The sequence below is a fragment of the Kitasatospora sp. NEAU-CNBT7 genome, assembly GCF_057220535.1.
This window is the reverse complement of the sequence record NZ_JBXQQB010000014.1, coordinates 103,536-129,221: the sequence shown is the minus strand read 5'-3', so window position 1 is coordinate 129,221 and position 25,686 is coordinate 103,536. Positions and strand designations below refer to the sequence as shown.

General features: G+C 73.3%; 20 protein-coding genes. 12 read left to right on the top strand and 8 right to left on the bottom strand.

All coding sequences use genetic code 11. From position 1 onward, the window contains the following. Positions 1-133 precede the first annotated feature (133 nt). Both AC2TEW_RS19895 and AC2TEW_RS19890 read left to right on the top strand, forming a co-directional pair. Positions 134-1,867 carry an ABC transporter ATP-binding protein gene (locus tag AC2TEW_RS19895; RefSeq protein ID WP_484624687.1) on the top strand — a complete coding sequence of 578 codons (1,734 nt, stop codon included), beginning with the start codon at positions 134-136 and terminating at the stop codon, positions 1,865-1,867. Further along, positions 1,864-3,873 carry an ABC transporter ATP-binding protein gene (locus tag AC2TEW_RS19890; RefSeq protein ID WP_484624686.1) on the top strand — a complete coding sequence of 670 codons (2,010 nt, stop codon included), beginning with the start codon at positions 1,864-1,866 and terminating at the stop codon, positions 3,871-3,873. The genes AC2TEW_RS19895 and AC2TEW_RS19890 overlap by 4 nt, the downstream gene beginning before the upstream one ends. On the opposite strand, the gene AC2TEW_RS19885 is transcribed toward AC2TEW_RS19890, so the two are convergent. Then, entirely contained in the window at positions 3,849-4,778 is a 930-nt protein-coding gene (locus AC2TEW_RS19885) for an EamA family transporter (protein ID WP_484624685.1), read from the bottom strand. The two genes, AC2TEW_RS19890 and AC2TEW_RS19885, sit on opposite strands and share 25 nt — an antisense overlap. 86 nt (positions 4,779-4,864) lie before the next feature. Between AC2TEW_RS19885 and AC2TEW_RS19880 the strand changes: the two genes are divergently transcribed. The 4 genes from AC2TEW_RS19880 to AC2TEW_RS19865 all read left to right on the top strand — a co-directional run bounded on the left by AC2TEW_RS19880 (position 4,865) and on the right by AC2TEW_RS19865 (position 8,278). Continuing rightward, on the top strand, positions 4,865-5,413 hold the full coding sequence (locus AC2TEW_RS19880) for a MarR family winged helix-turn-helix transcriptional regulator (RefSeq protein WP_484624684.1): 549 nt from the start codon (positions 4,865-4,867) through the stop codon (positions 5,411-5,413). A gap of 31 nt (positions 5,414-5,444) precedes the next feature. Next, positions 5,445-6,425: an RNA polymerase sigma factor SigJ gene (sigJ, locus tag AC2TEW_RS19875; RefSeq protein WP_484624683.1), complete on the top strand. Its 981-nt coding sequence runs from the start codon at positions 5,445-5,447 to the stop codon at positions 6,423-6,425. Positions 6,426-6,530: 105 nt separating this feature from the next. Then, on the top strand, positions 6,531-7,601 hold the full coding sequence (locus tag AC2TEW_RS19870) for an NAD(P)/FAD-dependent oxidoreductase (protein WP_484624682.1): 1,071 nt from the start codon (positions 6,531-6,533) through the stop codon (positions 7,599-7,601). Positions 7,602-7,669: 68 nt separating this feature from the next. After that, positions 7,670-8,278, top strand: a complete 609-nt coding sequence (locus tag AC2TEW_RS19865; RefSeq protein WP_484624681.1) for a hypothetical protein — start codon at positions 7,670-7,672, stop codon at positions 8,276-8,278. Positions 8,279-8,412: 134 nt separating this feature from the next. On the opposite strand, the gene lepA is transcribed toward AC2TEW_RS19865, so the two are convergent. Beyond that, entirely contained in the window at positions 8,413-10,281 is a 1,869-nt protein-coding gene (gene lepA / locus AC2TEW_RS19860; protein ID WP_484624680.1) for a translation elongation factor 4, read from the bottom strand. A 326-nt stretch (positions 10,282-10,607) separates the two neighbouring features. Here lepA and AC2TEW_RS19855 point away from each other — a divergent pair, with 326 nt between their 5' ends. The 3 genes from AC2TEW_RS19855 to AC2TEW_RS19845 all read left to right on the top strand — a co-directional run bounded on the left by AC2TEW_RS19855 (position 10,608) and on the right by AC2TEW_RS19845 (position 12,689). Further along, the gene (locus AC2TEW_RS19855) at positions 10,608-10,913 is read left to right on the top strand and encodes an antibiotic biosynthesis monooxygenase family protein (RefSeq protein WP_484624679.1); all 306 of its coding nucleotides are present in this window, start codon (positions 10,608-10,610) and stop codon (positions 10,911-10,913) included. Positions 10,914-11,116: 203 nt separating this feature from the next. After that, complete coding sequence (rpsT, locus tag AC2TEW_RS19850; RefSeq protein ID WP_033820963.1) at positions 11,117-11,380, top strand: 30S ribosomal protein S20; 264 nt, start codon at positions 11,117-11,119, stop codon at positions 11,378-11,380. A 466-nt stretch (positions 11,381-11,846) separates the two neighbouring features. Continuing rightward, positions 11,847-12,689, top strand: a complete 843-nt coding sequence (locus AC2TEW_RS19845; RefSeq protein WP_484624678.1) for a hypothetical protein — start codon at positions 11,847-11,849, stop codon at positions 12,687-12,689. A 151-nt stretch (positions 12,690-12,840) separates the two neighbouring features. Here AC2TEW_RS19845 and holA read toward each other — a convergent pair whose 3' ends face one another. Beyond that, complete coding sequence (holA, locus tag AC2TEW_RS19840; RefSeq protein WP_033820964.1) at positions 12,841-13,836, bottom strand: DNA polymerase III subunit delta; 996 nt, start codon at positions 13,834-13,836, stop codon at positions 12,841-12,843. Positions 13,837-14,091: 255 nt separating this feature from the next. Between holA and AC2TEW_RS19835 the strand changes: the two genes are divergently transcribed. Together AC2TEW_RS19835 and AC2TEW_RS19830 are read left to right on the top strand one after the other, a co-directional pair. After that, entirely contained in the window at positions 14,092-14,355 is a 264-nt protein-coding gene (locus AC2TEW_RS19835; protein ID WP_484624677.1) for a hypothetical protein, read from the top strand. A gap of 214 nt (positions 14,356-14,569) precedes the next feature. Further along, the gene (locus tag AC2TEW_RS19830; RefSeq protein WP_484624676.1) at positions 14,570-15,526 is read left to right on the top strand and encodes a helix-turn-helix transcriptional regulator; all 957 of its coding nucleotides are present in this window, start codon (positions 14,570-14,572) and stop codon (positions 15,524-15,526) included. A 32-nt stretch (positions 15,527-15,558) separates the two neighbouring features. Here the strand turns inward: AC2TEW_RS19830 and AC2TEW_RS19825 are convergent, their stop codons facing one another. From AC2TEW_RS19825 to AC2TEW_RS19810, 4 genes are all read right to left on the bottom strand, one after another. After that, positions 15,559-18,186, bottom strand: coding sequence for a ComEC/Rec2 family competence protein (locus AC2TEW_RS19825; protein WP_484624675.1), 2,628 nt, complete (start codon positions 18,184-18,186; stop codon positions 15,559-15,561). A 184-nt stretch (positions 18,187-18,370) separates the two neighbouring features. Next, positions 18,371-19,402 (bottom strand): ComEA family DNA-binding protein, encoded by a 1,032-nt coding sequence (locus AC2TEW_RS19820; protein WP_484624674.1) that lies wholly within the window; start codon positions 19,400-19,402, stop codon positions 18,371-18,373. 140 nt (positions 19,403-19,542) lie between these two features. After that, positions 19,543-20,388, bottom strand: coding sequence for a DegV family protein (locus AC2TEW_RS19815; protein WP_484624673.1), 846 nt, complete (start codon positions 20,386-20,388; stop codon positions 19,543-19,545). A gap of 141 nt (positions 20,389-20,529) precedes the next feature. Then, positions 20,530-21,342, bottom strand: a complete 813-nt coding sequence (locus AC2TEW_RS19810) for a hypothetical protein (RefSeq protein ID WP_484624672.1) — start codon at positions 21,340-21,342, stop codon at positions 20,530-20,532. Between the two features lie 232 nt (positions 21,343-21,574). Between AC2TEW_RS19810 and AC2TEW_RS19805 the strand changes: the two genes are divergently transcribed. Continuing rightward, positions 21,575-22,597 carry a helix-turn-helix transcriptional regulator gene (locus tag AC2TEW_RS19805; RefSeq protein WP_484624671.1) on the top strand — a complete coding sequence of 341 codons (1,023 nt, stop codon included), beginning with the start codon at positions 21,575-21,577 and terminating at the stop codon, positions 22,595-22,597. 125 nt (positions 22,598-22,722) lie between these two features. On the opposite strand, the gene leuS is transcribed toward AC2TEW_RS19805, so the two are convergent. Continuing rightward, complete coding sequence (leuS, locus tag AC2TEW_RS19800) at positions 22,723-25,605, bottom strand: leucine--tRNA ligase (protein WP_484624670.1); 2,883 nt, start codon at positions 25,603-25,605, stop codon at positions 22,723-22,725. Positions 25,606-25,686 lie beyond the last annotated feature (81 nt).

Genomic DNA, 25,686 nt, shown 5'->3' with positions numbered 1-25,686 from the left:
TGGCACCCCCGCGGACCGGCAGTGCAAAGGACTGTACAAGCCCGCAGGTTCGGCAGCGAAGAGGCCGGACCCGCGCGGTACGGATTGAGAAAACGGGGATGCGCGGCACCCCGGCGACGACGAGAGTGTCACGGTGCTCATCAGACTTCTCCGGGCCCATCTGAGGCCCTACTCCCGACCCATCCTCCTACTCGTGCTCCTCCAACTGATCTCCACCATCGGCATGCTGTACCTGCCCACGCTCAACGCCGACATCATCGACAACGGCGTGATCAAGGGCGACACCGGCTACATCCTGCGGGTCGGCGGCGTCATGATCGGCGTCTCGCTGGCCCAGGCGGGAAGCTCGATCGCCGCGGTGTACTACGCGGCGCGGACCGCGATGGCGGTCGGCCGGGACATCCGGGCCTCGGTCTTCGACCGGGTGCAGAGCTTCTCCGCCCGCGAGCTCGGCCGGTTCGGCGCGCCGTCGCTGATCACCCGCACCACCAACGACGTCCAGCAGGTCCAGATGGTGACCCTGCTGGCGTTCACCCTGATGGTGGCCGCGCCGATCATGTGCGTCGGCGGCATCGTGATGGCGCTCAACCAGGACGTGCCGCTGTCCGGGCTGCTGCTGGCCGTGGTGCCGGCGCTCGGCGCGGTCGTGCTGCTGCTGATCCGGCGGCTGCGGCCGCAGTTCCGCGGCATGCAGGGACGGATCGACACCGTCAACCGGATCCTGCGCGAGCAGATCACCGGCATCCGGGTGATCCGGGCCTTCGTCAAGGACGGGCACGAGAAGCAGCGGTTCGACACCGCCAGCGAGGACCTGGCCGGGTACTCGCTGCGGGTGGGCCGGCTGCTGGCGCTGATGTTCCCCACCGTGATGGGCGTGGTCAACGTCTCCAGCATCGCCGTGCTCTGGTTCGGCGCGCACCGGATCGCCAGCGGCGGCATGCAGATCGGTGCGCTCACCGCGTTCCTGTCCTACCTGATGCAGATCCTGATGAGCGTCATGATGGCCACCTTCATGTTCATGATGGTGCCGCGCGCCGAGGTCTGCGCCGAGCGGATCGAGGAGGTGCTGGACACCGACACCAGCGTCGTCCCGCCCGCCTCCCCCGTCACCGAACTGCGCGCCCGCGGCCTGCTGGAGCTGCGCGGCGTCGACTTCCGCTACCCGGGCGCCGAGGCCCCCGTGCTGCGCGGCATCGACCTCACCGCCCGGCCCGGCCGGACCACCGCCGTGATCGGCTCGACCGGCAGTGGCAAGTCCACCCTGATCGGTCTCGTCCCGCGGCTCTTCGACGCCACCGGCGGCGAGGTCCTGGTCAACGGCGTCGACGTGCGCGAGATCGCGCCCGACCGGCTGGCCGGGGTGATCGGCCTGGTCCCGCAGAAGCCCTACCTGTTCTCCGGCACGATCGCCTCCAACCTGCGCTACGGCCGCCCCGACGCCACCGACGACGAACTCTGGCAGGCCCTGGAGACCGCCCAGGCCAGGGACTTCGTCGAACTCCTCCCCGAAGGCCTGGACGCCCCGGTCTCCCAGGGCGGCTCCAACGTCTCCGGCGGCCAGCGCCAGCGGCTCGCCATCGCCCGGGCGCTGGTCAGCAAGCCGGAGATCTACCTCTTCGACGACTCGTTCTCGGCGCTCGACTACGCGACCGACGCCCGGCTGCGCGCCGCGCTCGCCGAGGAGACCGCGGACGCCGCCGTGGTGATCGTCGCCCAGCGGGTCTCCACCATCCGCGACGCCGACCTGATCATCGTCCTCGACGAGGGCGCGGTGGTGGGCAGCGGCACCCACCAGGAGCTCATGGCGGACAACCCGACGTACCGGGAGATCGTGCTCTCCCAGCTCACCGAGCAGGAGGCGGCGTGACCACCGCGAAGCAGGCCCCGGGCGGGGCCCCGGGCGCCGAGGCCCCGAAGCCGGGCGGCTCGCAGGAGGCCGCCGCACGGCGCGGACCGGCCGGACCGGGCCGGTTCATGGGCGCCCAGGGCGCGGAGAAGTCACTGGACTTCAAGAACTCCGGCAAGCGGCTGCTGGGCCGGCTGCGGCCCGAACGCAACCTGATCACCGGGGTGCTGGCGCTCGGCACCCTGAGCATCGGCGCCGCCGTGGTCGGGCCGAAGATCCTCGGCCACGCCACCGACCTGATCGTCGCCGGGGTGGTCGGCGGGCAGTACGCGCCCGGCACCACCAAGGCCCAGGCCGTCGAGATGGCCCAGCAGCGGGGCGGCGACAAGCTGGCCCACCTGGTCGGCTCGGTGGACTTCACCCCCGGCCAGGGCATGGACTTCGGCGCGATCGGCACCGTGCTGCTCTGGGTGCTCGGCATCTACCTGGCCGCGACCGTCTTCGGCATCTTCCAGGGCCGGCTGGCCGCGCTGGCCATCAACCGGGCGGTGTACCGGCTGCGCAAGGACGTCGAGGAGAAGATCTCCCGGCTGCCGCTCAGCTACTTCGACCGGCAGCCGCGCGGCGAGGTGCTCAGCCGGGTCACCAACGACATCGACAACATCGGCCAGTCCATGCAGCAGACCATGGGCCAGGTGGTGAACTCGCTGCTGACCATCGTCGGCGTGCTGGCGATGATGTTCTGGATCTCCTGGCTGCTGGCGCTGATCGCGCTGGTCTCGGTGCCGCTGTCGGTGGTGGTCGCCACCCGGGTCGGCAAGCGGGCCCAGCCGCAGTTCGTGGCCCAGTGGCGCACCACCGGCAAGCTGAACGCGCACATCGAGGAGATGTACACCGGCCACGCGGTGGTGAAGGTGTTCGGCCGCCAGCGGGAGGCCGCGGAGATCTTCCGCAAGGAGAACGAGGACCTCTACGAGTCCGCCTTCAAGGCCCAGTTCATCTCCGGGATCATCCAGCCCGCGATGATGCTGATCGGCAACCTCAACTACGTGCTGGTGGCGGTGGTCGGCGGGCTGCGGGTGGCGAGCGGTGCGCTGTCCATCGGCGACGTGCAGGCGTTCATCCAGTACTCCCGGCAGTTCAGCCAGCCGCTCACCCAGGTCGCCTCGATGGCCAACCTGGTGCAGTCCGGGGTGGCCTCCGCCGAGCGGGTCTTCGAGCTGCTCGACGCCCCCGAGCAGACCCCCGAGCCCGCCGTGCCGCAGCGCCCGGCGGCGCTGAACGGCCGGGTCGCCTTCGAGGACGTGTCGTTCCGCTACGACGCCGACAAGCCGCTGATCGAGAGCCTGTCGCTGAAGGTCGAGCCCGGGCACACGGTGGCGATCGTCGGCCCGACCGGCGCCGGCAAGACCACCCTGGTCAACCTGCTGATGCGGTTCTACGAGGTGAGCGGCGGCCGGATCACCCTGGACGGCGTGGACATCGGCGCGATGGCCCGCGAGGAGCTGCGCTCCGGCATCGGCATGGTGCTCCAGGACACCTGGCTGTTCGGCGGCTCGATCGCCGACAACATCGCGTACGGCGCCGAGGGCGCCACCCGCGAGCAGGTGATCGAGGCGGCGAAGGCGGCCCACGTGGACCGCTTCGTACGGACCCTGCCGGACGGCTACGACACGGTGATCGACGACGAGGGCACCGGTGTCAGCGCGGGCGAGAAGCAGCTGATCACCATCGCCCGGGCGTTCCTCGCCCAGCCCGGCATCCTGGTCCTGGACGAGGCCACCAGCTCGGTCGACACCCGTACCGAGGTGCTCATCCAGCGGGCGATGGCCCGGCTGCGCAGCGGCCGGACCAGCTTCGTGATCGCCCACCGGCTCTCCACCATCCGGGACGCCGACGTGATCCTGGTGATGGAGGACGGGTCGATCGTCGAGCAGGGCTCGCACGAGGAACTGATCGGCGCCCAGGGCGCGTACCACCGGCTCTACCAGGCGCAGTTCGCTCAGGCGGTGGCCGAGGTCGACTGAGACCGCGGTGCGACCGGGGGGAGGCCGGCGGTGTCGGCCTCCCCCCGGCGCGTCCGGGCCCGGGGCCGGCCGAGCACGGTCGAGCCCAGCGCGATGCCCATGCCGAGCAGTTGGACCGCGGTCAGGGCCTGGCCGAGCGCGGCCCAGCCGAGCACCGCGGCCGAGACCGGGCTGAGCAGCCCGAGCAGGGCGACCGAGGCCGCGGGCAGCCGGCCGACCCCGGCGAACCAGATCCAGTACGCGAGCGCCGTGTTGGCGATGGCCAGGTAGGCGTACCCGGCGAGGTTGACCGCGGTGAGGGCCGGCGGGGCGCCCTCCACCAGCAGCGCGACCGGGAGCAGCAGCAGCCCGCCGGCGGCCAGTTGCCAGCCCGTCATGGCCAGCGGGCCGACGCCCTCCGGCCGCCCCCAGCGCTTGGTCAGCACGGTGCCGGTGGCCATGCAGGCGGCGCCGGCCAGGCCGGCCAGGACGCCGAGGGCGTCCAGCCGGGCGGTGGCCCTGAGCACCACCAGGGCCACCCCGACCACGCCCGCCAGACCCGCCAGCAGGGAGCGGCGGCCGACCCGCTCGCCGAGCAGCGGGACGGCGAGGCCGGCGGCCAGCAGCGGCTGTACGGCGCCGAGCACCGCGGCCACGCCGCCGGGCAGCCGGTAGGCGGCGATGAACAGCAGCGCGAAGAAGATCCCGATGTTGAGCGCCCCGAGCACGGCGGCCTTCCACCACCAGTGGCCGCGGGGCAGGACCCGGGTGGCCGCCAGCAGGACCAGCCCGGCGGGCAGCGCCCGCAGGGTGGCGGCCAGCAGCGGGCGGTCGGGCGGCAGGAACTCGGCGGTGACGGCGTAGGTGGAGCCCCAGGCGAGCGGGGCGAGCGCGGTGAGCAGCAGGGTGCGCGAGGAAGAAAGCATGAAAATAACTTAGCACTAAGCCAATCACTCGCAAGCCACTTTCTGCTAAGCAGCTTGCCGCAAAGGTTCTGTGCCAGACTGGCCGCATGGACCGCACCACCACCGACCCCGCCCAGCCGGCCCCGGCCGATCAGGCCGATCAGGCCGACCCGGTCGACGCCATCGCCGCCCAGTGGCGCCGCGAACGCCCCGACCTCACCCCGCAGACCGAGGCGATGGCCGCGTTCGGCCGGATCTACCGGATCGCCCGGGCCATGGGCGAGCGCGCGGAGCAGGCCTACGCCCCGTACGGGATCGGCCGCGGCGAGTTCGACGTGCTCGCCACCCTGCGGCGGGCCGGCGAGCCGTACACCCTCTCGCCGCGCGAGCTGACCGCCACCCTGATGCTCACCACCGGCGGCATGACCGGCCGCCTCGACAAACTGGAACGGGCCGGCCTGCTCACCCGCTCCCCCGACCCGACCGACCGGCGCGGCCTCAAGGTCACCCTCACCCCGGCCGGACTGGACACCGTCGACGGCGCCGCGGCCGCCGGCATGACCGTCCAGCAGCACGTCATGGCAGCCCTCGGCGAACGGGACGCCGAGCAGCTGAACCGGCTGCTGCGCACCCTGATGGCGGCGGCCGAGGGCTGACCGGCCCGCCCCACCGCGCTACCGTGGGCGGGTGAGTGACGAGGGATCGGCCACGGCAGCCGCAGCCACCGGAGCGGACGCGCCCACCACGGCGGGGACCACCCCGGGCGCCTTCCAGGACACGCCCGAGGACGCGCCCGAGGACGCACTCCAGGACGCGTTCGAGGCCAACCGCCGGTACCTCGGCGCCGTCGCCTACCGGCTGCTCGGGTCGCTGACCGACGCCGAGGACGTCCTCCAGGAGGCCTGGCTGCGCTGGCGGGCCGCCGACCGCGGCCGGGTCGCCGACCCGCGCGCCTACCTCAGCACCGTGGTCACCCGGCTCTGCTACGACCAGCTCGGCTCCGCCCGCGCCCGCCGGGAGGCCTACTACGGCGAGTGGCTGCCGGAACCGCTGGTCGACGACGAGGACTCCCCCGCCCGCCGGGCGGAACTCGGCGAGTCGGTGTCGCTGGCGATGCTGGCCGTGATGGAACAGCTCACCCCCGCCGAACGCACCGCGTTCGTGCTGCACGACGTCTTCGCGGTGGACTTCACCGAGATCGCCGCCTCCCTCGACCGGACCCCCGACGCCGCCCGGCAGCTCGCCTCCCGGGCCCGCCGCCGGGTCCGCGAGGGCAGCCGGCGCGGCCGGATCGACCCGGCCGAACACCGGCAGGCCGTCCACGCCTTCGCCGCCGCGACCACCGGCGGCGACCTCCAGGGCCTGCTCGCCGTTCTCGACCCCGACGTGGTCTGGCACTCCGACGGCGGCGGCATCGTCAGCGCCGGCGCCCGGCCGGTGTACGGCGCCGACAAGGTCGCCCGCCTGGTGCTCGGCCTGATCCGCCGGGTCTTCGTCCCCGGCTCGACCGCCTCCTTCGGCTTCGCCCGGGTCAACGGCGAACCGGGGATGGTGTTCCTCGAGGCGCCCGGCCGGATCGGCGGCGTCATGGCGTTCACCGTCCGCGACGGCCGGATCACCGACGCGTACGTCATGGTCAACCCGGAGAAGCTCACCCACCTGGCCTGACCGACCGCGCCCGGGATGTGACGCGGGTCACTGTCACACCCGGACGGGCTGCGTCGTCCCCTTCCCGAACGCGCGGACCACCGCGCACCGAAGGAGGAGGACACCATGACCGGGCAGCAGCACATCGTGGTGATCGGCGCCGGCTACGCCGGGCTCAGCGCGGCCACCCGGGCGGGCCGCCGCCACCGGGTCACCCTGGTCGCCCCCGAGACCCGCTTCCGGCACCGGGTGCGGCAGCACGAGCAGGCCGCCGGACGCCCCGAGCACCGCCCCGACATCGCCCGGGTGATCCGCGGCCGTCAGGTGACCCACGTCCCCGCCCGGGTCACCGAACTGGACCTCACCGCCCGCAAGGTCTTCCTCGACAACGGCGAGGCCCTGTCCTACGACACCCTGGTGTACGCGCTCGGCAGCCGCACCGACCGGCAGGGCGTCCCCGGCGTCGCCGAGCACGCGCTCACCGCCGAACGGGCCGCCGAGATCCGCCGCCGGATCGCCGAGGCGCCCGCGCCCGGCACCGTCGCCGTGGTCGGCGGCGGCGCCACCGGCATCGAACTCGCCGCCGAACTCGCCGAGGCGCACCCCGCCTGGCAGGTCCGGATCGTCGCCGCCGGCCAGGTCGGCGGCTGGTTCTCCGCCAAGGGCCGGGCACACGTCCTGCGGGTCCTCGGCCGGCTCGGCGTCCAGGTGCACGAGCACTCCCCCGTCACCGCCGTCACCGCGCACGGACTGCGCACCGACACCGGGACCCTCGACGCCGACCTGGTCGCCTGGGCCGCCTCGATGGAACCGCACCCGCTGGCGGCCACCGCCGGACTCGCGGTCACCCCGGACGGCCGGGCCCGGGTCGACGAGTACCTGCGCTCGGTCTCGCACCCCGAGGTGTACGTGATCGGCGACGCCGCCGAGGTCACCGTCCCCGGCACCGGCACCCTCCGGATGGGCTGCGCCACCGCCCAGCCGATGGGCCTCTACCTGGGCAAGCGGCTGGCCGGCCGGACCTCCGCACCGTTCGCCTTCCGGTACGGCCTGCAGTGCCTCAGCCTCGGCCGGCGGGAGGCGCTGGTCCAGCTGATCCACCGGGACGACTCGATGCGGCCCACCGCCGTCCGCGGCACCCTCGCCCGGCTGACCAAGGCGGCCATCGTCAACGGTGTGGTGCTGGCGCTGCGCTGACCGGCGGACGCCCCTGCGGCGAACGGGGATCTTCCCCGACCGCGCACCGCACTGACACAATCCAGCCCGTGACGATCAACGAAGATGTCAACGAAGAGGTCGGCGAAGAGGTCTACGAGTCCCGCTTCGGCTGGAGCGCCCGCACCGTCGGCGTGCTCGTGACCTGCCTGCTGTTCGTGACCGTCCTGCTGCTCACCGACGTCTTCGGCACCGGCCCGCTCGGCACCGTCCTGCGGATCTGCGGGCTGCTCCTGTTCGGCGGCGGCGCCCTGGTGATGGCCTACAGCTCCGGCAGCCGCAAGGTCGCCCTGCGCGTCGACGCCGACGGGATCCTGCTCGGCGGCACCCCGCTGCGCTACGCGGCCACCACCACGCTGGTGCCCTGGTCCGAGGTCCGCGGCCTGCGGCTGTGGCTCCAGCCGCTGCCGTACGGGAGCAGCATGCCGTACGTCGGGGTGCACCGGGTGCCCGGCGCGGCCCGGCTGCCCGGGACGCCGACCGGTCCGCTGGGCCGGTCGGCGGTCGAGGACCTGACCGGCGTCGACGCCGAACTGGTCTCCGCCAGCCGGGCGGTGAACGGCTGGCCGCTGGACACCGACACCCTGCTGGCCACCGTCGGCCGGTACGCCCCCGGCGCGGTGATCACCGTCGCGCCGGGCTTCCCCACCCGGCGCTGAGCGGCCCCGGCCCGTCTGCCCCGGCCCGCACCCTCCCCCGTACCTCCGCCCGTACCTCCGCCCGCGGACGGCGCAGGCCGCCGCCCGTCGGTCACGGGTGGCGGCCTGCGTCGTGGGCCCGGTCGGGCCGGGTGCTACTTCTTCTCCTTCGGGGCGTCCGCGTCGGTGGACAGCGCGGCAATGAAGGCCTCCTGCGGGACCTCCACGCGGCCGACCATCTTCATCCGCTTCTTGCCCTCCTTCTGCTTCTCCAGCAGCTTGCGCTTACGCGAGATGTCACCGCCGTAGCACTTGGCGAGGACGTCCTTGCGGATCGCGCGGACCGTCTCACGGGCGATCACCCGGGAGCCGATGGCCGCCTGGATCGGCACCTCGAACTGCTGGCGCGGGATCAGCTTCTGGAGCTTTCCGGCCATCATCACGCCGTAGTTGTAGGCCTTGTCCTTGTGCACGATCGCGGAGAACGCGTCCACCGCGTCACCGTGCAGCAGGATGTCGACCTTCACCAGGTTGGCGCTCTGCTCGCCGATCGGCTCGTAGTCGAAGGAGCCGTAGCCGCGGGTCTTGGACTTCAGCTGGTCGAAGAAGTCGAAGACGATCTCCGCGAGCGGCAGCGTGTAGCGCAGCTCGACCCGGTCCTCGGAGAGGTAGTCCATGCCCTGGAGGTTGCCGCGGCGGGCCTGGCAGAGCTCCATGATGGCGCCGACGAACTCGTTCGGGGCCAGGATGGTGCCGCGCACCACCGGCTCGTACACCTCGGCGATCTTGCCGGTCGGGAACTCGCTCGGGTTGGTGACGGTGTGCTCGGAGCCGTCCTCCATCACCACCCGGTAGATCACGTTCGGGGCGGTGGAGATCAGGTCGAGGTTGAACTCGCGCTCGAGCCGCTCCCGGATGATCTCCAGGTGCAGCAGGCCGAGGAAGCCGCAGCGGTAGCCGAAGCCGAGCGCGACCGAGGTCTCCGGCTCGTAGACCAGCGCGGCGTCGTTCAGGCGCAGCTTGTCGAGGGCGTCGCGCAGCAGCGGGTAGTCGCTGCCGTCCAGCGGGTACAGGCCGGAGAACACCATCGGGCGCGGGTCCTTGTAGCCGCCCAGCGGCTCGGTCGCACCCTTGTGCATCGAGGTGATGGTGTCACCGACCTTGGACTGCCGGACGTCCTTCACACCGGTGATGATGTAGCCCACCTCGCCGACCCCGAGGCCGTCGGCGACCTTGGGCTCCGGCGAGATGACGCCGATCTCCAGCAGCTCGTGGGTGGCGCCGGTGGACATCATCGCGATCCGCTCACGCTTGGTGAGCTGGCCGTCGACCACACGCACGTAGGTGACCACGCCGCGGTAGGAGTCGTAGACCGAGTCGAAGATCATCGCGCGGGCCGGGGCGTCCTTGACGCCGACCGGGGCCGGGATCCGGTCGACCACGTGGTCGAGCAGGTCCTCGACGCCGAGACCGGTCTTGGCGCTGACCTTGAGCACGTCCTCCGGGTCGCAGCCGATGATGTGCGCCAGCTCGGCGGCGTACTTCTCGGGCTGGGCGGCCGGCAGGTCGATCTTGTTGAGGACCGGGATGATCGTGAGGTCGTTCTCCAGCGCCAGGTACAGGTTGGCGAGGGTCTGCGCCTCGATGCCCTGGGCCGCGTCGACCACCAGGATGGTGCCCTCGCAGGCCGCGAGGGAGCGGGACACCTCGTACGTGAAGTCCACGTGGCCGGGGGTGTCGATCATGTTCAGGATGTGCGTGGTGCCGGCGTTCTCGCCGGCCCGGGGGGCCCACGGAAGGCGGACCGCCTGCGACTTGATGGTGATACCGCGCTCACGCTCGATGTCCATCCGGTCGAGGTACTGGGCGCGCATCTGCCGGGGGTCGACCACACCGGTGATCTGCAGCATCCGGTCGGCGAGCGTGGACTTGCCGTGGTCGATGTGGGCGATGATGCAGAAGTTGCGGATCACCGCCGGGTCGGTCCGGCTGGGCTCTGGCACGTTGCTGGGGGTCGCGGGCACCTTGGTCCGATTCTCCGTTGGTCCGGGGGCCGGGATCTGCGGGCCGTCTCGGACCGTCCTCCCGGCGACCGGACGGTCTCGTCCGATCGATATGGTTCCGCCCATCTTCCCACGAGCCCGGGGCGCGGCGCCGGTCAGCTCGTCCCGGCCGCTGCGGCGGGGCCGCGGCGGGGCTCTCCGGGGCGTGCGGGCACGGGCCTCCGGGAGCGCGGGCCGGGTCTCCGGGGATGCCGACGGGCGGGCGTGGGGCGTGCGGGCGGGCGGCTGTGGGGACGTGCGGGCGTGTGGGCGTGCGGGCCTGCGGGCGTGGGGCAGGATGGCTGGGCATGATCCTCGAAAGCGCTCTGCTGGACGTCCGCCCCGGCCGGGAGGACGAATTCCTCGCCGCCTTCGCCCTGGCCCGCCCGCTGATCTCGGTACAGCGCGGGTTCCGCTCGCTGGAACTGCGGCGCTGCCTGGACCAGGGGCGCGGCTCCCGGTTCCTGCTCCAGGTCGGCTGGGAGAGCCTGGAGGACCACACCGAGGGGTTCCGGCGCTCCGCCGAGTACGCGAGGTGGCGGGAGTTGCTGCACCACTTCTACGAGCCGTTCCCCGAGGTCGAGCACTACGGCGAGCCGCTGCTGCGCGGCTAGGGCCTGTGCGGCGGGACGGCGGTCGCCGCGGCCGGACGGCGGCGGCCCGCCGGTTTGGGGGCGGGTCGGGGCCCCTGGTAACGTGGGGCGCTGCACCTGGCCTCGGCATGCCCTCTCAGCAGACCGGGGCCACCGAAGGTGCGAAACCCCCGGCCACGGCCGGGGACCGGAAACCGTCGTTCCAACCAGACTGAGGCTCCTTCGTGGCGAACATCAAGTCCCAGATCAAGCGCAACAAGACCAACGAGAAGGCGCGCCTGCGCAACAAGGCCGTCAAGTCCTCGCTGAAGACCGCCCTGCGCAAGGCCCGCGAGGCCGCTGCCGCCGGTGAGACCGAGAAGGCCACCGAGCTGGCGCGCGCCGCCTCCCGTGCCCTCGACAAGGCCGTGAGCAAGGGCGTCATCCACAAGAACCAGGCCGCCAACAAGAAGTCGGCGATCACCAAGCGCGTCAACACCGCCGCCTGATTCTCGCTCCTGTGAGCACCACCGGGCCCAGCCCGGACCGGACGGCGTGATCCGCGGCCCTCTACCCGCTCCGCGCCGACCGAGCCTCGACGGCCGCTCCGGCCCTCTATCCGGAAGCCCGAGGCGCACGACTCCGTACCGCACGCGGCCTGCGTTCGCCACGCGGGTGCGGTACACCACAGCTGGACAGCAGTAGACCGACAGGCGCTGCGACCGAACCCCATTCCCCGGGTGGTCGCGGCGCCTGTCGGCGTTCCGGGAGCAATCCGGGAGCGATCCGGGCGACGCAGCGAGGGCGCGGGCGCGGGTTCGCCCGGCGGTGAGTGGTCGCGGTGGACGGTGGAAGTGGGCCGGTCGCACGGTGATGCGGGGTGTACGGGCACCGGTATGGTTCGGTTCGACCGCCCGACCGCAGTACCGGACAGGCCAGCTGGGGGCCCCGATGTCGACTCCACCACCACCCAACGTGCCTTCCTCCCCCTACGGCCAGGCACCGGGGAACCAGCCCGGCGGCCCCCACCTCGGACGCCAGGGCGGTCCGCTGCCCGGTACGACACTGCCCGGCAGCCGGCAGGCGGCGACGGGGTACGGGCCGGCCGGGACCTCGCCGGGCACCTCCGGCCCGGGCGGTCCGGTCCCCGGCGGCGGCAACGGTGGCGGAACCGGCGGCGGGCGGCGCGGGGTGCTGTGGGGTGTGGGCGGCGCGGTGCTGGCCTCGGCCGTCTGGGCGGCCGCCGTCCTGCTCGTACCGGGCATCGTCACGGACGGCGCCGGCAACTCCCCCGGCGTGGCCGGGTACCAGGTGGCCGACAACCTCTGCGACACCGTCAAGCTGGCCAAGTTCAGCCAGCTGTACCCCTCGCAGACCGGCACGCCGTACCACTACACCACCCGGCACACGGCGCTCGACGACATGTACTGCAGCCAGTACCGGAAGCGGCTCAGCAGCGACAGCGACTACTTCTCGATCTACCTGGACGTGCAGTTCCACAAGAAGGTCGACCCCCGGCCCGAGTTCGAGGCGCAGCGCTCCGGGCTCCAGCAGCGCAAGTACGAGATCAGCTCGGTGCCGGGCCTCGGCGACGACGCGTACATCGGCTACCTGGACGACACCACCGGCTCGGACAAGACCTGGCACTACCTCACCCAGGTGCTGTACGTGCGGCAGGCCGGGATGACCTACTACGCGAGCTGGTCCGGGTCGTACCAGGAGGGCAAGGCCGCCAGCGTGCCGGACCGCGAGGAGATCCGGCAGGCGCTGCTGATCGACAGCCGGGACGCGCTGAAGGCACTCGGCGGCAGGCTCTGACGGGTGGCTCCGGGCCGCCTGTGAGCCGGTCGCAGGGGCGGCTTGCGAGCCGGTCGCCGGGCGTACCGGGGCAGGGCGAACCGACGCCGCGTGAGGCGATACCGCGTGACCCGGTGCCGGATGACCCGGTGCCGGATGACCGATACCGGGCTCAGTAGGGGCGGGCGCTCATCCGGGAGGCGCGGGCCACTGCGACCACGGCACGTTCCAGGGCGTAGGCCGGGTCGTCCGAGCCGCCCTTGACGGCGGCGTCGGCCTGGGCGATCGCGGTCAGCGCCGCCGCGACGCCGTCCCCCGTCCAGCCGCGCATCTGCTGGCGCACCCGGTCGACCTTCCACGGCGGCATGCCTAGCTCGCGGGCCAGGTCGGCGGGACGCATGTTCCGCCCGACGGTGGCCAGCCGGCCGATGCTGCGGACCCCGGCTGCCAGCGCGTAGGTGATACCGGTCGGGGGCTGGCCGACCGCGAGCGCCCAGCGCAGGCGCTCCAGTGCTTCCGCCGCCCGGCCGGTGACCGCCAGGTCGGCCACCTCGAAGCCGGTCGCCTCGGCCCGGCCGCTGTAGTACTTGGCCACCGCCGTCTCGTCGATGGTGCCCTCGACGTCGGCGGTCAGCTGGCTGCAGGCCGCGGCCAACTCCCGCAGGTCGCTGCCGAGCGCGTCGAGCAGCGCCTGCCCGGCCTCCGGGGTGGCCGAGCGGCCGAGCTGCCGGAACTCGTTGCGGACGAAGGCCAGCCGCTCGCCGGCCTTGGTCAGCTTGGCGCAGGCCACCTCGCGGGCGCCGGCCTTCCTCGCCGCGTCCATCAGGCCCTTGCCCTTGGCGCCGCCGGCGTGCACCAGCACCATGATCACTTCTTCGACCGGGGAGTCGAGGTAAGCCTTGACCTCCTTGACCGAGTCGGCCGCGAGATCCTGCGCGGCCCGGACCACGATCACCTTGCGCTCGGCGAACAGCGAGGGCGTGGTCAGCTCCGCCAGACTGCCGGGCTGCAAGGCACCGGGGGCGAGATCGCGGACGTCGGTGTCCGGGTCGGCGGCACGGGCAGCTGCCACCACCTCGGCGACCGCACGGTCCAGCAGCAGCTCCTCCTGGCCGACCGCGAGGGTCAGCGGGGCGAGCAGATCGTCGGGTGCACTCTTCCTGGCCATCGCGTACCAGCATCGCACGCGGCGCCGACAGCTCCGCGACACGTCGGCCGGGACTGCGGCGGGCACGGTGGCGGGGTGGTGCGGTCGACGCGGCGGTGGGCGGTGCGGTGGGCACCGCTGCGGGGACCGGACCCTGGCCGAGATCATGGCCGAGACCCAGGTCGAGACCCTGGCCGAGATCCCGGCCGAGATCCGTGCCGGACCTTGTGGAGACCTCTGCTCGGGGCGGGCGAGCGGGGGTTGGACAATGGTGCGATGACCGCGAACCACACCCGCCAGCTGCTCGTCCTGCCCGACCGCGACGCCGCCGAGGAGGCCGCCGACCGGCTCGCCGAGCAACTGCCCGGGCTCGCCCGGCCCGAGCTGGTACGGGACGCGCTGGCCGGGGAGGACGACGCGGAGGACGCACAGTGGCTGGTGGTGCTGGAGGCGCCCGAGGACGGCGGCTGGACGGCGGAACAGCTCGCCGAGCTGGACGACACCGCTGCGGAGTTCGAGGGGTGGCGGGAGGAGGACTGACCGGCCCGGCCAGGTGCCGCAAGGGGCGGCCTGCCAGGTAGCGGGGCTGCCGGGCACCTGGGCAGCCGGACCGGTGCCACGGGGGATGCCACGGGGGCGATGCCGCGGGAGCCGGTGCCGCGGGAGCCGGTGCCGCGCCGGGGGCCGGTTGCGTTCCGTGACTGGTATCGGCAATCCCTGACTGGCCGTCGGATGAACAGGCAGGATGGCGGCCATGGAGATGAACCGCCGCGAACTCGCCGACTTCCTGCGCCGATCCAGGGAGCGCCTGCGCCCGCAGGACGTCGGCCTGCCGGAGGGCCCGCGCCGCCGGACCCCGGGGCTGAGGCGCGAGGAGGTGGTCCATCTCGCGGGGATGTCCGCCGACTACTACATCCGGCTCGAACAGGCCCGCGGCCCGCAGCCGTCCGACCAGATGCTCAGCGCGCTGGCCCGCGCACTGCGGCTGACCGAGGATGAACGCGACCACCTCTTCCTGCTCGCCGGACACCGTCCGCCGACCGGACGGCTCTGCGGGGAGCACATCAAGCCCGGGCTGCTGTACCTGCTCGACCAGCTGACCGAGACCCCGGCGCAGATCGTCAGCGACCTGGGCGACCTGCTGGCGCAGAACGCCATCGCGACGGCCCTGTTCGGAGGGGTGTGCCCGCTGGACCCGGACAACCGCAACGTGGCATGGCGGTGGTTCACCGACCCCGCCGCCCGCGTCGCCTACCCGGTCGCGGAGCACGACCACTGGAGCCGGGTGCACGTCGCCGACCTGCGGGCGGCCGTCGCACGCCGGGCGGGCGACGCGGCATCGGCCGCGCTGGTGGAACGGCTGCGGGCGGCCAGTGCCGAGTTCTCCGCGCTGTGGGAGCTGCACGAGGTCGCCGTCCGGCGGTCCAGCCGGATGCGGGTGGTGCACCCGGTGATCGGGCCGGTGGACCTGGATTGCCAGACCCTGCTGACACCGACCGAGGACCAGCGCCTGCTGATCTTCACCCCGCCGCCCGGCACCTCGGACGCCACCCATCTGCAACTGCTGCGCGTGGTGGGCACCGAACGCTTCGATGCCCCCGGCAGCCCCGGCAGTCCTGGCAACCCCGGCGAGCCCGTTGGCCCGGTCCGCGCCGGGGGCCCCGGCGCTTCGGGCCTCGGCGCTGGGGAAGGCACGCCACGGCGGGCCTGACGGCGTCCGCGCCGCGCGCTCCCGCATCGCTGTCACTGCCGGAGCGGGTGCGGGTGGACGGCCGTCGCCAGGCTGCCCCCGGTACCGACGACCGCGATGTCGCCGGACCGGTCGGTCCGCAGCACGGTCGCGCCCTGCGCACGCAGCCGGTCGACGGTGAACGCGGACGGATGGCCGTACGGGTTGTCGGCACCGCAGCTGATCAGCGCGAGTCTCGGACGCAGGGCGGCGGCCAGTGCCCAGTCCTGGTTGGCCGAGCCGTGGTGGGCCACCTTGAGCACGTGCACCGGGCCGAGGGGCGGGCCGCGCAGCAACAGTTCGGCCTGGGCCGGTGGTTCGAGGTCACCGAGGAGCGCAACGCGCAGTGCGTCACCGGCCGGGCCGACCGTCGCCAGGACGGCGATGCTGGCGTTGTTGGCTCCCGGAAAGAGCGGGCCGGGTACACCGTCGGGCCAGAGCACTTCCCAGGACAGCTGCGGACCTGCGCTCCGGCGCTCGCCACGGCGGGCGCGCAGCAATGGTGCCCCCGCCCCGGCGGCCCATCGGGCGACCCGGCCCTGCTCGCCCTGCGGGGTGTCGAGGGTGGTGGTCTGCACGGCACCCACCTGACGACCGCGCAGCACGCCGGGCAGTCCCTCGACGTGGTCCGCGTGGAAGTGGCTGAGGATCAGGATCGGGATCCGGGTGATGCCGAGCTCGCGCAGGCAGGTGTCGGCCGCCTTGGGGTCCGGACCGGCGTCGACGACGACTGCGGTGTCGACGGCGATCGGCAGAACTGTCATGTCCCCCTGTCCGACATCGCAGAGCACCAGCCGCCACCCCGGCGGCGGCCAGCCGGTGGCGAGTCTGCTGAGAACCGGCGGTCGCAGCAACGCGATCGGCAGCAGCAGCGCGCAGACGACTGCCGGTAGCTGACGGAGCGTGCGACTTCGATGCCCTGGCCGTGCCGACCGTGTCGACCACGGCCGAGGCCGGAGCCGGGGTGTCTGCCGACGATCCGGACAGCTGGGGTCCGGTGGGCGGCCGGCGGAGCCCGGCAGCAAGGCAGGTGCGGCCCAGACGAGCGCCAGGACCGTACCAGCCAGCAGAACGGCGCCGGGCAGGCCCGCCGGCCAGGCCAGTTCGGCGCCCGGTAGGTCCGCGCCGTGACGGGCCACGAGGACCAGCCAACCGGTCGGCACCGCCGCCAGGTCCGCGAGCAGGGCCGCCGCGCGGTGGGAGAGCGGATCAACGACGAGCGCGGCGAAGCCGAGCAGTGTCGCGGGCGCGACCGCGGCTTCCGCGAGCAAGTTGCAGGGAATGGCGACCAGGCTGACCCGGGGCGCCAGCAGGATGGTGACGGGTGCGCAGAGCGCCTGCGCGGCGGCCGTCGAGGCGGCGGCGGTGGCGAGGTGGTGCGGCCAGCGACGGGCGCGCAGCGCCGCCGTCCACCGCGGCCCGAGGGTGAGCAGGCCGGTCGTGGCGAGGACGGACAGCAGGAAGCCGAACGAGCGGGCCAGCAGTGGATCCCAGAGGAGCAGGACGAGGACGGCGCCGGCCAGCGCGGGCAGCGCCTGGCGTGGACGGCCGCAGGCGAGCGCGAGCAGGCCTACGAGGCCGGTGGCGGCGGCTCGCAGCACGCTCGGCTCCGGCCGGCAGACCGTGACGAAGGCGAGCGTCAGGGCGGTGCCCAGCAGGGCGGTGGTGCGTAGCGGGATTCCGAGCCGCCTGGCCAGCCCGCCGCGCTCGGTGGTACCGGACCGACCGGGGACGCCGAGCAGAACCGCCAGCACGATGGCGAGGTTGCCGCCGCTGACGGCGCTGAGGTGGCCGAGGTCGGTGGCCCGGAAGGCGTCCGCGAGGTCCTCCGGGACGGCTGAGGTGTCGCCGACGACCAGTCCGGGGAGCAGCCCTCCGACGTCGGGCGATAGGTGGGCGCAGGCCGCCCGCAGACCGCCCCGCAGCCGGGCGGCGACCCGTTGTGGGAGGGTCGGCGGCGCGAGCAGCCGTGGCGGGCCGTGGGCGAGCAGGAGTGCGGCGGTGTCGTACCGGCCGGGGCCGGCGGGAAGCACCCGCACGTCGGCGCCGAGCCGGGTGGACGGGACCAGCCGTTGCCAGGCGGCGGCGTCCTGGACCCGGACCATCAGCGTGACCGGGGTACGGGTGGTGACCGTGCGGGACTGTCCGGGCCCGTCCTGGCGGACCTGGTCGACGACGGCCGCCACGGTGAGGACGGGACTGGCTGCCGCCGTACCGCGGGATGGGGAGTTGTGGGAGCGCGGGTCCCTGGCCACGGTCAGCTCGACCGTCACGTCGGGCGGTACCGGGGGAAGGTCGGACAGGCCGGAGGAAGCGGGGACGGAGGAGGTAGGCACGGAGGAGGTAGGCACGGAGGACGCGGGGACAGGAACGGCGGGTGGGTCGGCGAGTGCGGGGAGTGGGCCGCGGTGCAGGTCGGCGGTGTGCAGGACGGTGGTCGTGGTGGCCGCGGCGCCGGTGAGCAGGGTTGCGGCGAGCAGCAGTCGTACGGGTTGACGCCGATGGCGGGCCGGGAGGGCCAGCAGGACGAGCGCCAGAGCTGCGCCCAGGGCGGCACCGAGCAGAAGCAGCGGGTGGCGGCGCGGATCGCTGTCGAGCACCGCTGCTGTGACGGCCCAGCCCGAGATCGCGGGGAGGAGCAACCGGAGATCGGCGGCGGGAGGGGGCCGGGTGGCTCTGGGGACTCTGGGGAGGGCCGCGGTGGGGAGACCGGCGGTGCGGAGGGTGCCTGTGGGCAGGGAGATGGCGGGAGGGGTGATGGCGGGAACCTCGCTGGGATCCGAGGCGGTCGGTGACGGGGTGAAGCGGCGATCGACGGCTCGGGGGTCAGAGGGCGAGCAGGGGTTTGAGTTCCTCGTACTTCCGGGCGCCGATCCCGCTGACCTGGCGGAGCTGGTCGATGGAGCGGAAGGACCCGTGCTCCAGCCGGAACTGGACGATGCGCTGCGCCAGCGTCGGGCCGACCCCGGGCAACGTGTCCAGTTGCTCGACGGTGGCACGGTTGAGGCTCAGTGGCCCGGCTCGGGTCGCCGGGCCGGTCGCGGCGTTCTGGACGGCCGGGGCGCCGACCAGGATCTGCTCGCCGTCCGTCAGCACCCGGGCCAGGTTGAGGCTCTGGGTGTCGGTGTCCGGCAGCGGGCCGCCGGCGGCTGCCAAGGCGTCGGCGATCCGGGCACCGACCGGAAGCCGGCGCAGGCCGGGGTGGGCGACCCGGCCCGCCACGTCGACCACGACGCCGACGCCGGGACCGGCGGTGCCGGTGCCGGTGGCGGTGGCGATCCCCGCACCGGTGCCCGGATCCGTACCGGGCGAGGACCCTGTCTCGACAGGCGCTGCCCCTGCGCGGGTGGCGGGCGGCGGCCCGGCTCCCGCGGGCCGTTCCGGTCCCTCGGCGACCGCGCTCGTGGGCACGGTCACCGGTTGCGGGCGGCCCAGCCAGAAGTGCTGGACGGCATACCCGACGGCCAGCAGCAGGAGGACCGTCAGCCCGATCACCGCCCGCCGGTCGAGCGTGACCCCGGGAGGCAGCGGCAGCTGCGGCAGCAACCGGCGCGGGGCGAGCGGGGGCTCCGTGGGTTGGTGCGAACGCGGGGGTTCCGGCCCGGGATCCGGGACAGCGTCCGCCGACTCCCGGGGACCGTCACCACCGTCACCCATGTCCTCGTCCAGAGCGGGTGGTGACGCCTTGCTCCCCCACGGCACGCCGGGTCTCCCCGGTGCGGACGCGGCCGTCAGGACTTGCGGGCGGGGCGGGTGATACTCCGCGTCCTGCGCTGCGGCGAACAGGTTGGCCATCCGGTGGCGGACGGTCTCGGTGGTCTGGCGGCGACGGGCTGCACCCGGGGTCATGGTCCTCATGCCCAGGACGGTAGACCCGCCGCCGGCACCGAACGGAAGACCTCGAAATCCCTGTGGATAACCAGGGGTTGTGGATAACTCAGGTACCTCGGACGAGTGAGTTTGCGGCACAGCAGGCCCCGCCTCCCGGCACCCGAGGCTCAGCGCGGCGAGACCACCACCGCCAGCAGTCCCGGCCCGACATGCGCGCCGATCACCGCACCCACCTCCGCCACCTGGAGGTCGCGCAGCCCGGGCACCCGCTCGCGCAGCCGTTCCGCCAAGGGTTCGGCGCGGTCCTCGGCCGCGAGGTGGTGGACCGCGATGTCCACCTCCCGCTCGCCCGCCTCGGCCACGGCGATCTCCTCCAGCCGGGCAATCGCACGGGAAGCGGTCCGGACCTTCTCCAGCGGCTCGATCCGCCCGCCGGACAGGTGCAGCAACGGCTTGACGGCCAGCGCAGAACCCACCAGTGCCCGGGCGGCGCCGATCCGACCGCCCCGGCGCAGGTACTCGAGGGTGTCCACGTAGAAGAAGCCCCGGGTCAGCTCGGCCCGCCGGCCGGCCTCCGCGGCGGCCTCGTCGACGTCCGCGCCCGCCTCGGCGGCCTCGGCGGCGGCCAGCACGCAGTGCCCGAGCGCCATGCCCACCAGCCGGCTGTCGACCACCCGGACGGGGATGCCCACCTCGGCGGCGGCCAGCTGGGCGGCTTCGAACGTGCCGGACAGTTCGGAGGAGATGTGCACCGAGACGACGCCGCTCGCGCCCGCCTCGGCGGCGGCCCGGTAGGCCGCGGCGAAGGTCTCGGGGCCCGGCCGCGAGGTGGTGACCCGCTGCTTGCCGCGCAGCGCCTCGGCGACGTCCTTGGGCGAGATCTCGACGCCCTCGGCGAGTACCTCGTCACCCACGACCACACTGAGCGGGACGATCTCGATCCCGTGCCGGTCGACCGCGTCCTGCGGCAGGTAGGCGGTGGAATCGGTGACAAGAGCGAGGTGGCCGGGCATGAGCCGGAGGTTACTCCCCGTTGGTCGCGGACGACAGCGCAGCCATCCCTCGTGGGCCGCGGCGCGCACCCCCCGGACCACCCGCACCACCCATGCCCACCTGCCCCACCCACCTCACCCGTGCCCCCACGCCCACCCGCGCTACCCGGCGGACGAACCGCCGGCGTTCGGCTTGCGCAGACGGTCGGCCAGCCGGGCCAGCGGCTCGGCGAGACCGAGCACCTCCTCGGCGCTCGGCCGGCGCCCGGCGGCGATCCCCTTCCGGCCGTCCGCCCCCGCCCCACCGCCGTCACCAGTACGAACACCGGCATCGCCAGCACCACTACCGCCACCAGCACCAGCACCAGCACCAGCACCAGCACCAGCACCAGCCTGAGCATCACCAGCACCGACCCCGCCCCCGGTGTCCCAGTGCCGGAGCGCGCCCGCCTCGTTGGCGCACTCGTCGGTCAGCCGGCTCAGCTCGTCGTCGGCGAAGCGCCGCATCCGGTCCTGGGCCGCCCAGCGCAGCGACTCCGCGGAGTGGGTGATACGTCCGGCCCGCTCGCGGAGTTCGGCCAGCTTGGCGGTGACCCGGGCGGCGTCCGGTTCGCGTTCCAGCATCCGCATCTCGGCGTCGAGTTCGGCGGCGTGCGCGTCGAGCCGGGTGAGCAGCTGCATGGCTTCGCCGAGCTGGCCGTCCTGCGGCAGGCCGCCGGCGAGCACCTGCCGGGTGCTGTCCAGTGCGGTGCGCAACGACAGTCGGACGGCGGCGAGTTGGCCGTGCGGGCCCGGCTTGGTGAAGGTCTTCGCCTTCAGCGTGACGTTCTCCACGGCACGGCGGGCGTTCGCCTCGTGGCGTTCCAGCTTCACGGCCGCGGCCTTGGCCGCCTTCACCGTCCCGATCACCGCGGCCGCCACCACCGCGGCCCCGAACAGCAGGACCATCACGACCACGATTCCGAGCGCGTCCATGGCGAGCCCACCTTCCTCCACCGCTGCCACCGGGCCCGGCCGCCCGTGCGGTCCGCCGTGCTCTGCCGAGACCTCCACCGTAGCGGTCCGGCAGCGGGGCGAGGGCGGTGGAGGCCCGCAGCCGCCGCAGAATCAGGGAAGGCTCAGGGCTGCCGGGGGCCGGTCTCGGGGCCGGCCTCGGGGTCGCCCTCGAGGACGGCATCCGTCCTCGATCGGTGCCAGACTGGCCGGCATGCTGGAGACCTCGGCTCGACTGCTACGGCTGCTCTCGCTCCTCCAGGTCCGCCGGGACTGGCCCGGTGCGGACCTCGCGGACCGCCTCGGTGTGGACGTCCGCACCGTCCGCCGGGACGTCGACAAGCTGCGCAGCCTCGGCTACCCGGTGGACTCCACGCCCGGTGTGGCAGGCGGCTACCGGCTCGGCGCCGGTGCGCAGATGCCGCCCCTGCTGCTGGACGACGAGGAGGCGGTGGCGGTGGCGGTCGGCCTGCGTACGGCGGCGGGCGGCACCGTGTCGGGGATCGAGGAGTCGTCGGTGCGGGCGCTGGCCAAGCTCCAGCAGGTGATGCCGTCGCGGCTGCGGCACCGGGTCGACGCGCTCGCCGCCACCACGGTGGCGCTGGCCTCGAACGGTCCGGCCGTGGACGCCGTCGTCCTGACCGGGATCGCCGCCGCCTGCCGGGCGCACGAACGGCTGCGCCTCGACTACCGTGCGCACGACGGCAGCGAGAGCCGGCGCGACGTGGAACCGCACCGGCTGGTGCACACCGGCACCCGCTGGTACCTGGTCGCCTGGGACACCGGGCGCGCCGGCTGGCGCAACTTCCGGGTCGACCGGATCACGCTCCGGCCGCCCGCCGGGCCGCGGTTCGCCCCTCGACGGCCGCCCGAGGAGGACGTCCGCTCGTTCGCGTCCTGGGAGATCGCCGTCGGCCAGTACCGGTACCAGGCCCGGGTGACCGTCCGGGCGCCCGCGGACGTCCTCGCGGCGCGGATCCCGCCGACCTCCGGCCTGGTGGAGCCGCTGGACGAGCACAGCTGCACCCTGCGGGCGGGTTCCAACTCTCTCGACGGGCTGGCCGTCCACCTCGCGGTCCTCGGGTTCGGCTTCACCGTGCACGAGCCGCCGGAGCTGGTCGAGCACGTCCGTACGCTGGCCGACCGCCTCGCCGCAGCCTCACCGGCACCACCACCCGCGCCCACGGAGAAACCCACGGAGGAGCCCACGGAGGAGCCGCCCACGGGCGAGCCGTGAGCAGGCACCTGCGCGGCGCACGGACGGACGGACAAACGAACGACCGAGCGGCATACGGATGGACGAACGAACGGACCGGCCGCCCCTCCCCGAGGAGTGGCGGCCGGTCCGGGTCCCACGGCGCGTCAGCCGGTGACGATGTTCACCAGCTTCGGCGCCCGCGCGATGACCTTGCGGACCTGGGCGTCGCCGATGGCGGCGACCACCGCGGGCTCGGCCAGCGCCAGGGCCTCCAGTTCGGCGTCGGAGATCGACGGCGCGACCTCCAGGCGGGCCTTGACCTTGCCCTTGATCTGGACCACGCAGGTGACGGTCTCGTCCACCACGTACGCCGGGTCGGCGACCGGGTAGTCGGCGAAGGCCAGCGACTCCTCGTGGCCCAGCCGGCGCCACAGCTCCTCGGCGATGTGCGGCGCCAGCGGGGCGATCAGCAGGACGATCTGCTCGGCCACCGGGCGGGGCGTGGAGCCGCGCTTGACCAGGAAGTTGTTCAGCTCGATCGCCTTGGCCACGGCCGTGTTGAAGCGCAGGCCGGCCAGGTCCGCGCGGATGCCGTCGATCGCCTTGTGCAGGGCCCGCAGGGTGGCCTCGTCGGGCGTCTCGTCGGTGACCACCAGTTCGCCGGTGGACTCCGAGACGATGTTGCGCCACAGCCGCTGCAGGAAGCGGAACGAGCCGACCACTGCGCGGTCGTCCCAGGGGCGGGAGACGTCCAGCGGGCCCATCGACATCTCGTACAGGCGCAGCGTGTCGGCGCCGTACTGGTCGGCGATGGCGTCGGGGGCGATGGCGTTCTTCAGGGACTTGCCCATCTTCCCGGCCTCGCGGGTGACCGGCTCGCCCTGCCAGAACCAGGCGCCGTCGCGCTCCTCGACCTCGGCCGCGGGCACCGGGAAGCCGCGGCCGTCGCGGTACACGTCGGCTGTGATCATGCCCTGGTTGAACAGCTTGTGGAACGGCTCGACCGAGGAGACGTGGCCCAGGTCGTGCAGCACCTTGTGCCAGAAACGGGCGTACAGCAGGTGCAGCACCGCGTGCTCGGCGCCGCCGACGTACAGGTCGACGCCGCCGGCCGGCTTGCCCTCGGTCGGGCCCATCCAGTAGGCCTCGTTGGCCGGGTCGACGACCTTCTCGCTGTTCACCGGGTCGACGTAGCGCAGCTCGTACCAGCAGGAACCCGCCCAGTTGGGCATGGTGTTGGTCTCGCGGCGGTAGGTCTTGACGCCGTCGCCCAGGTCCAGCTCGACGTTGACCCAGGCCTCGTTGCGCGACAGCGGGGTCTTGGGCTCGGAGGTGGCGTCGTACGGGTCGTAGGTGTGCGGCGAGTAGTCGTCGACCACGGGGACCTCGACCGGCAGCATCGACTCGGGCAGCGCGTGCATCACGCCGTCCTCGTCGTAGACGATCGGGAAGGGCTCGCCCCAGTACCGCTGGCGGCTGAACAGCCAGTCGCGCAGGCGGTAGTTGACGGTTCCCTCGCCGATGCCGCGCTCGGCCAGCCAGGCGGTGACGGCGGCCTTGGCCTCGACCACGCCCAGGCCGTTCAGGGACAGCCCGTCGTGGGCCGAGTTCACGATCACCGAGTCGTAGGTGTCGAAGGCGTCGTCCCAGGTGTGCGGGTCGTCGCCGCGGCCGTCGGTCGGCTGCACGACGCAGCGCATCGGCAGCGCGAAGGCGCGGGCGAAGGCGAAGTCGCGGTGGTCGTGGGCGGGCACGGCCATGATGGCGCCGGTGCCGTAGCCCATCAGCACGTAGTCGGCGATGAAGACCGGGACCGGCTCGCCGCTGACCGGGTTGGTCGCGTACGCGCCGGTGAAGACGCCGGTCTTGACCTTGGCGTCGACCTGGCGCTCGACGTCGGACTTGGCGGCGGCCTCCGCGCGGTACGCGGCGACGGCCTCGGCCGGGGTGGCCGCGCCGCCCGTCCAGTCGTCGTGGGTGCCGGCCGGCCAGGCGGCCGGGACGATCGTGTCGACCAGCGCGTGCTCGGGGGCCAGCACCATGTAGGTGGCGCCGAACAGGGTGTCGGGGCGGGTGGTGAAGACGGTGATCGCCTGGTCGCCGGGGGCGGCGAAGTCGACCCGGGCGCCCTCGGAGCGGCCGATCCAGTTGCGCTGCTGCAGCTTGATCGCCTCGGGCCAGTCCAGCTGGTCCAGGTCGGAGATCAGGCGGTCGGAGTAGGCGGTGATCCGCATCATCCACTGCCGCAGCTTCGACTTGAAGACCGGGAAGTTGTCCCGCTCGGAGCGCCCGTCGGCGGTGACCTCCTCGTTGGCCAGCACGGTGCCCAGGCCGGGGCACCAGTTGACCGGCACCTCCTTGGAGTACGCCAGCCGGTACTCGCTCAGCACGGCCTCGCGCTCGGTGGCGGACAGCGCCTCCCAGGCGCGGCCGTCCGGGGTCGGGCGGGTGCCGTCGGCGAACTGCGCGACCAGCTCGGCGATCGGGCGGGCCTTCTGGGCCTCGGTGTCGTACCAGGAGTCGAAGATCTGCAGGAAGATCCACTGGGTCCAGCGGTAGTACTCCGGGTCGATCGTGGCAATCGAGCGCCGCGAGTCGTGGCCCAGGCCCAGCCGGCGCAGCTGGCGGCGCATGTTGGCGATGGCCGCCTCGGTGGTGATCCGGGGGTGCTGGCCGGTCTTGACCGCGTGCTGCTCGGCGGGCAGGCCGAAGGCGTCGTAGCCCAGCGTGTGCAGCACGTTGTGACCGGTCATCCGCTGGTAGCGGGCGTAGACGTCGGTCGCGATGTAGCCCAGCGGGTGGCCGACGTGCAGGCCGGCGCCCGACGGGTACGGGAACATGTCCATGATGAAGCTGTGCGGCTTCGCGGAGACCTCACCGGCCGAGGGGTCGGCCAGCGGGCCGACCGGGTTGGGGGCGTCGAACGTCCCCTCCTTCTCCCACAGGTCCTGCCAGCGGGACTCGATCTCGGCGGCCAGCGCGGCGCCGTAGCGGAAAGGCTCGGTGGCGGCGTCGGCCGCGCCGGAAGCAGGGGTCGTCTCGCTCATGGTCCTTCGGGCTCCATCGTCATCGTTAAGCGAACCGGGCAGCGTCCCCGGGCAGGCCACCGGGCATCGATCCGGGCCTGA

Bases quoted from the DNA above. Each gene is read 5' to 3' on its own strand.
- AC2TEW_RS19885 (WP_484624685.1), bottom strand. From the start codon at position 4,778: ATGCTTTCTTCCTCGCGCACCCTGCTGCTCACCGCGCTCGCCCCGCTC.
- AC2TEW_RS19880 (WP_484624684.1), top strand. From the start codon at position 4,865: ATGGACCGCACCACCACCGACCCCGCCCAGCCGGCCCCGGCCGATCAG.
- AC2TEW_RS19870 (WP_484624682.1), top strand. From the start codon at position 6,531: ATGACCGGGCAGCAGCACATCGTGGTGATCGGCGCCGGCTACGCCGGG.
- AC2TEW_RS19855 (WP_484624679.1), top strand. From the start codon at position 10,608: ATGATCCTCGAAAGCGCTCTGCTGGACGTCCGCCCCGGCCGGGAGGAC.
- holA (WP_033820964.1), bottom strand. From the start codon at position 13,836: ATGGCCAGGAAGAGTGCACCCGACGATCTGCTCGCCCCGCTGACCCTC.
- AC2TEW_RS19835 (WP_484624677.1), top strand. From the start codon at position 14,092: ATGACCGCGAACCACACCCGCCAGCTGCTCGTCCTGCCCGACCGCGAC.
- AC2TEW_RS19830 (WP_484624676.1), top strand. From the start codon at position 14,570: ATGGAGATGAACCGCCGCGAACTCGCCGACTTCCTGCGCCGATCCAGG.
- AC2TEW_RS19820 (WP_484624674.1), bottom strand. From the start codon at position 19,402: ATGAGGACCATGACCCCGGGTGCAGCCCGTCGCCGCCAGACCACCGAG.
- AC2TEW_RS19815 (WP_484624673.1), bottom strand. From the start codon at position 20,388: ATGCCCGGCCACCTCGCTCTTGTCACCGATTCCACCGCCTACCTGCCG.
- AC2TEW_RS19810 (WP_484624672.1), bottom strand. From the start codon at position 21,342: ATGGACGCGCTCGGAATCGTGGTCGTGATGGTCCTGCTGTTCGGGGCC.
- AC2TEW_RS19805 (WP_484624671.1), top strand. From the start codon at position 21,575: ATGCTGGAGACCTCGGCTCGACTGCTACGGCTGCTCTCGCTCCTCCAG.
- leuS (WP_484624670.1), bottom strand. From the start codon at position 25,605: ATGAGCGAGACGACCCCTGCTTCCGGCGCGGCCGACGCCGCCACCGAG.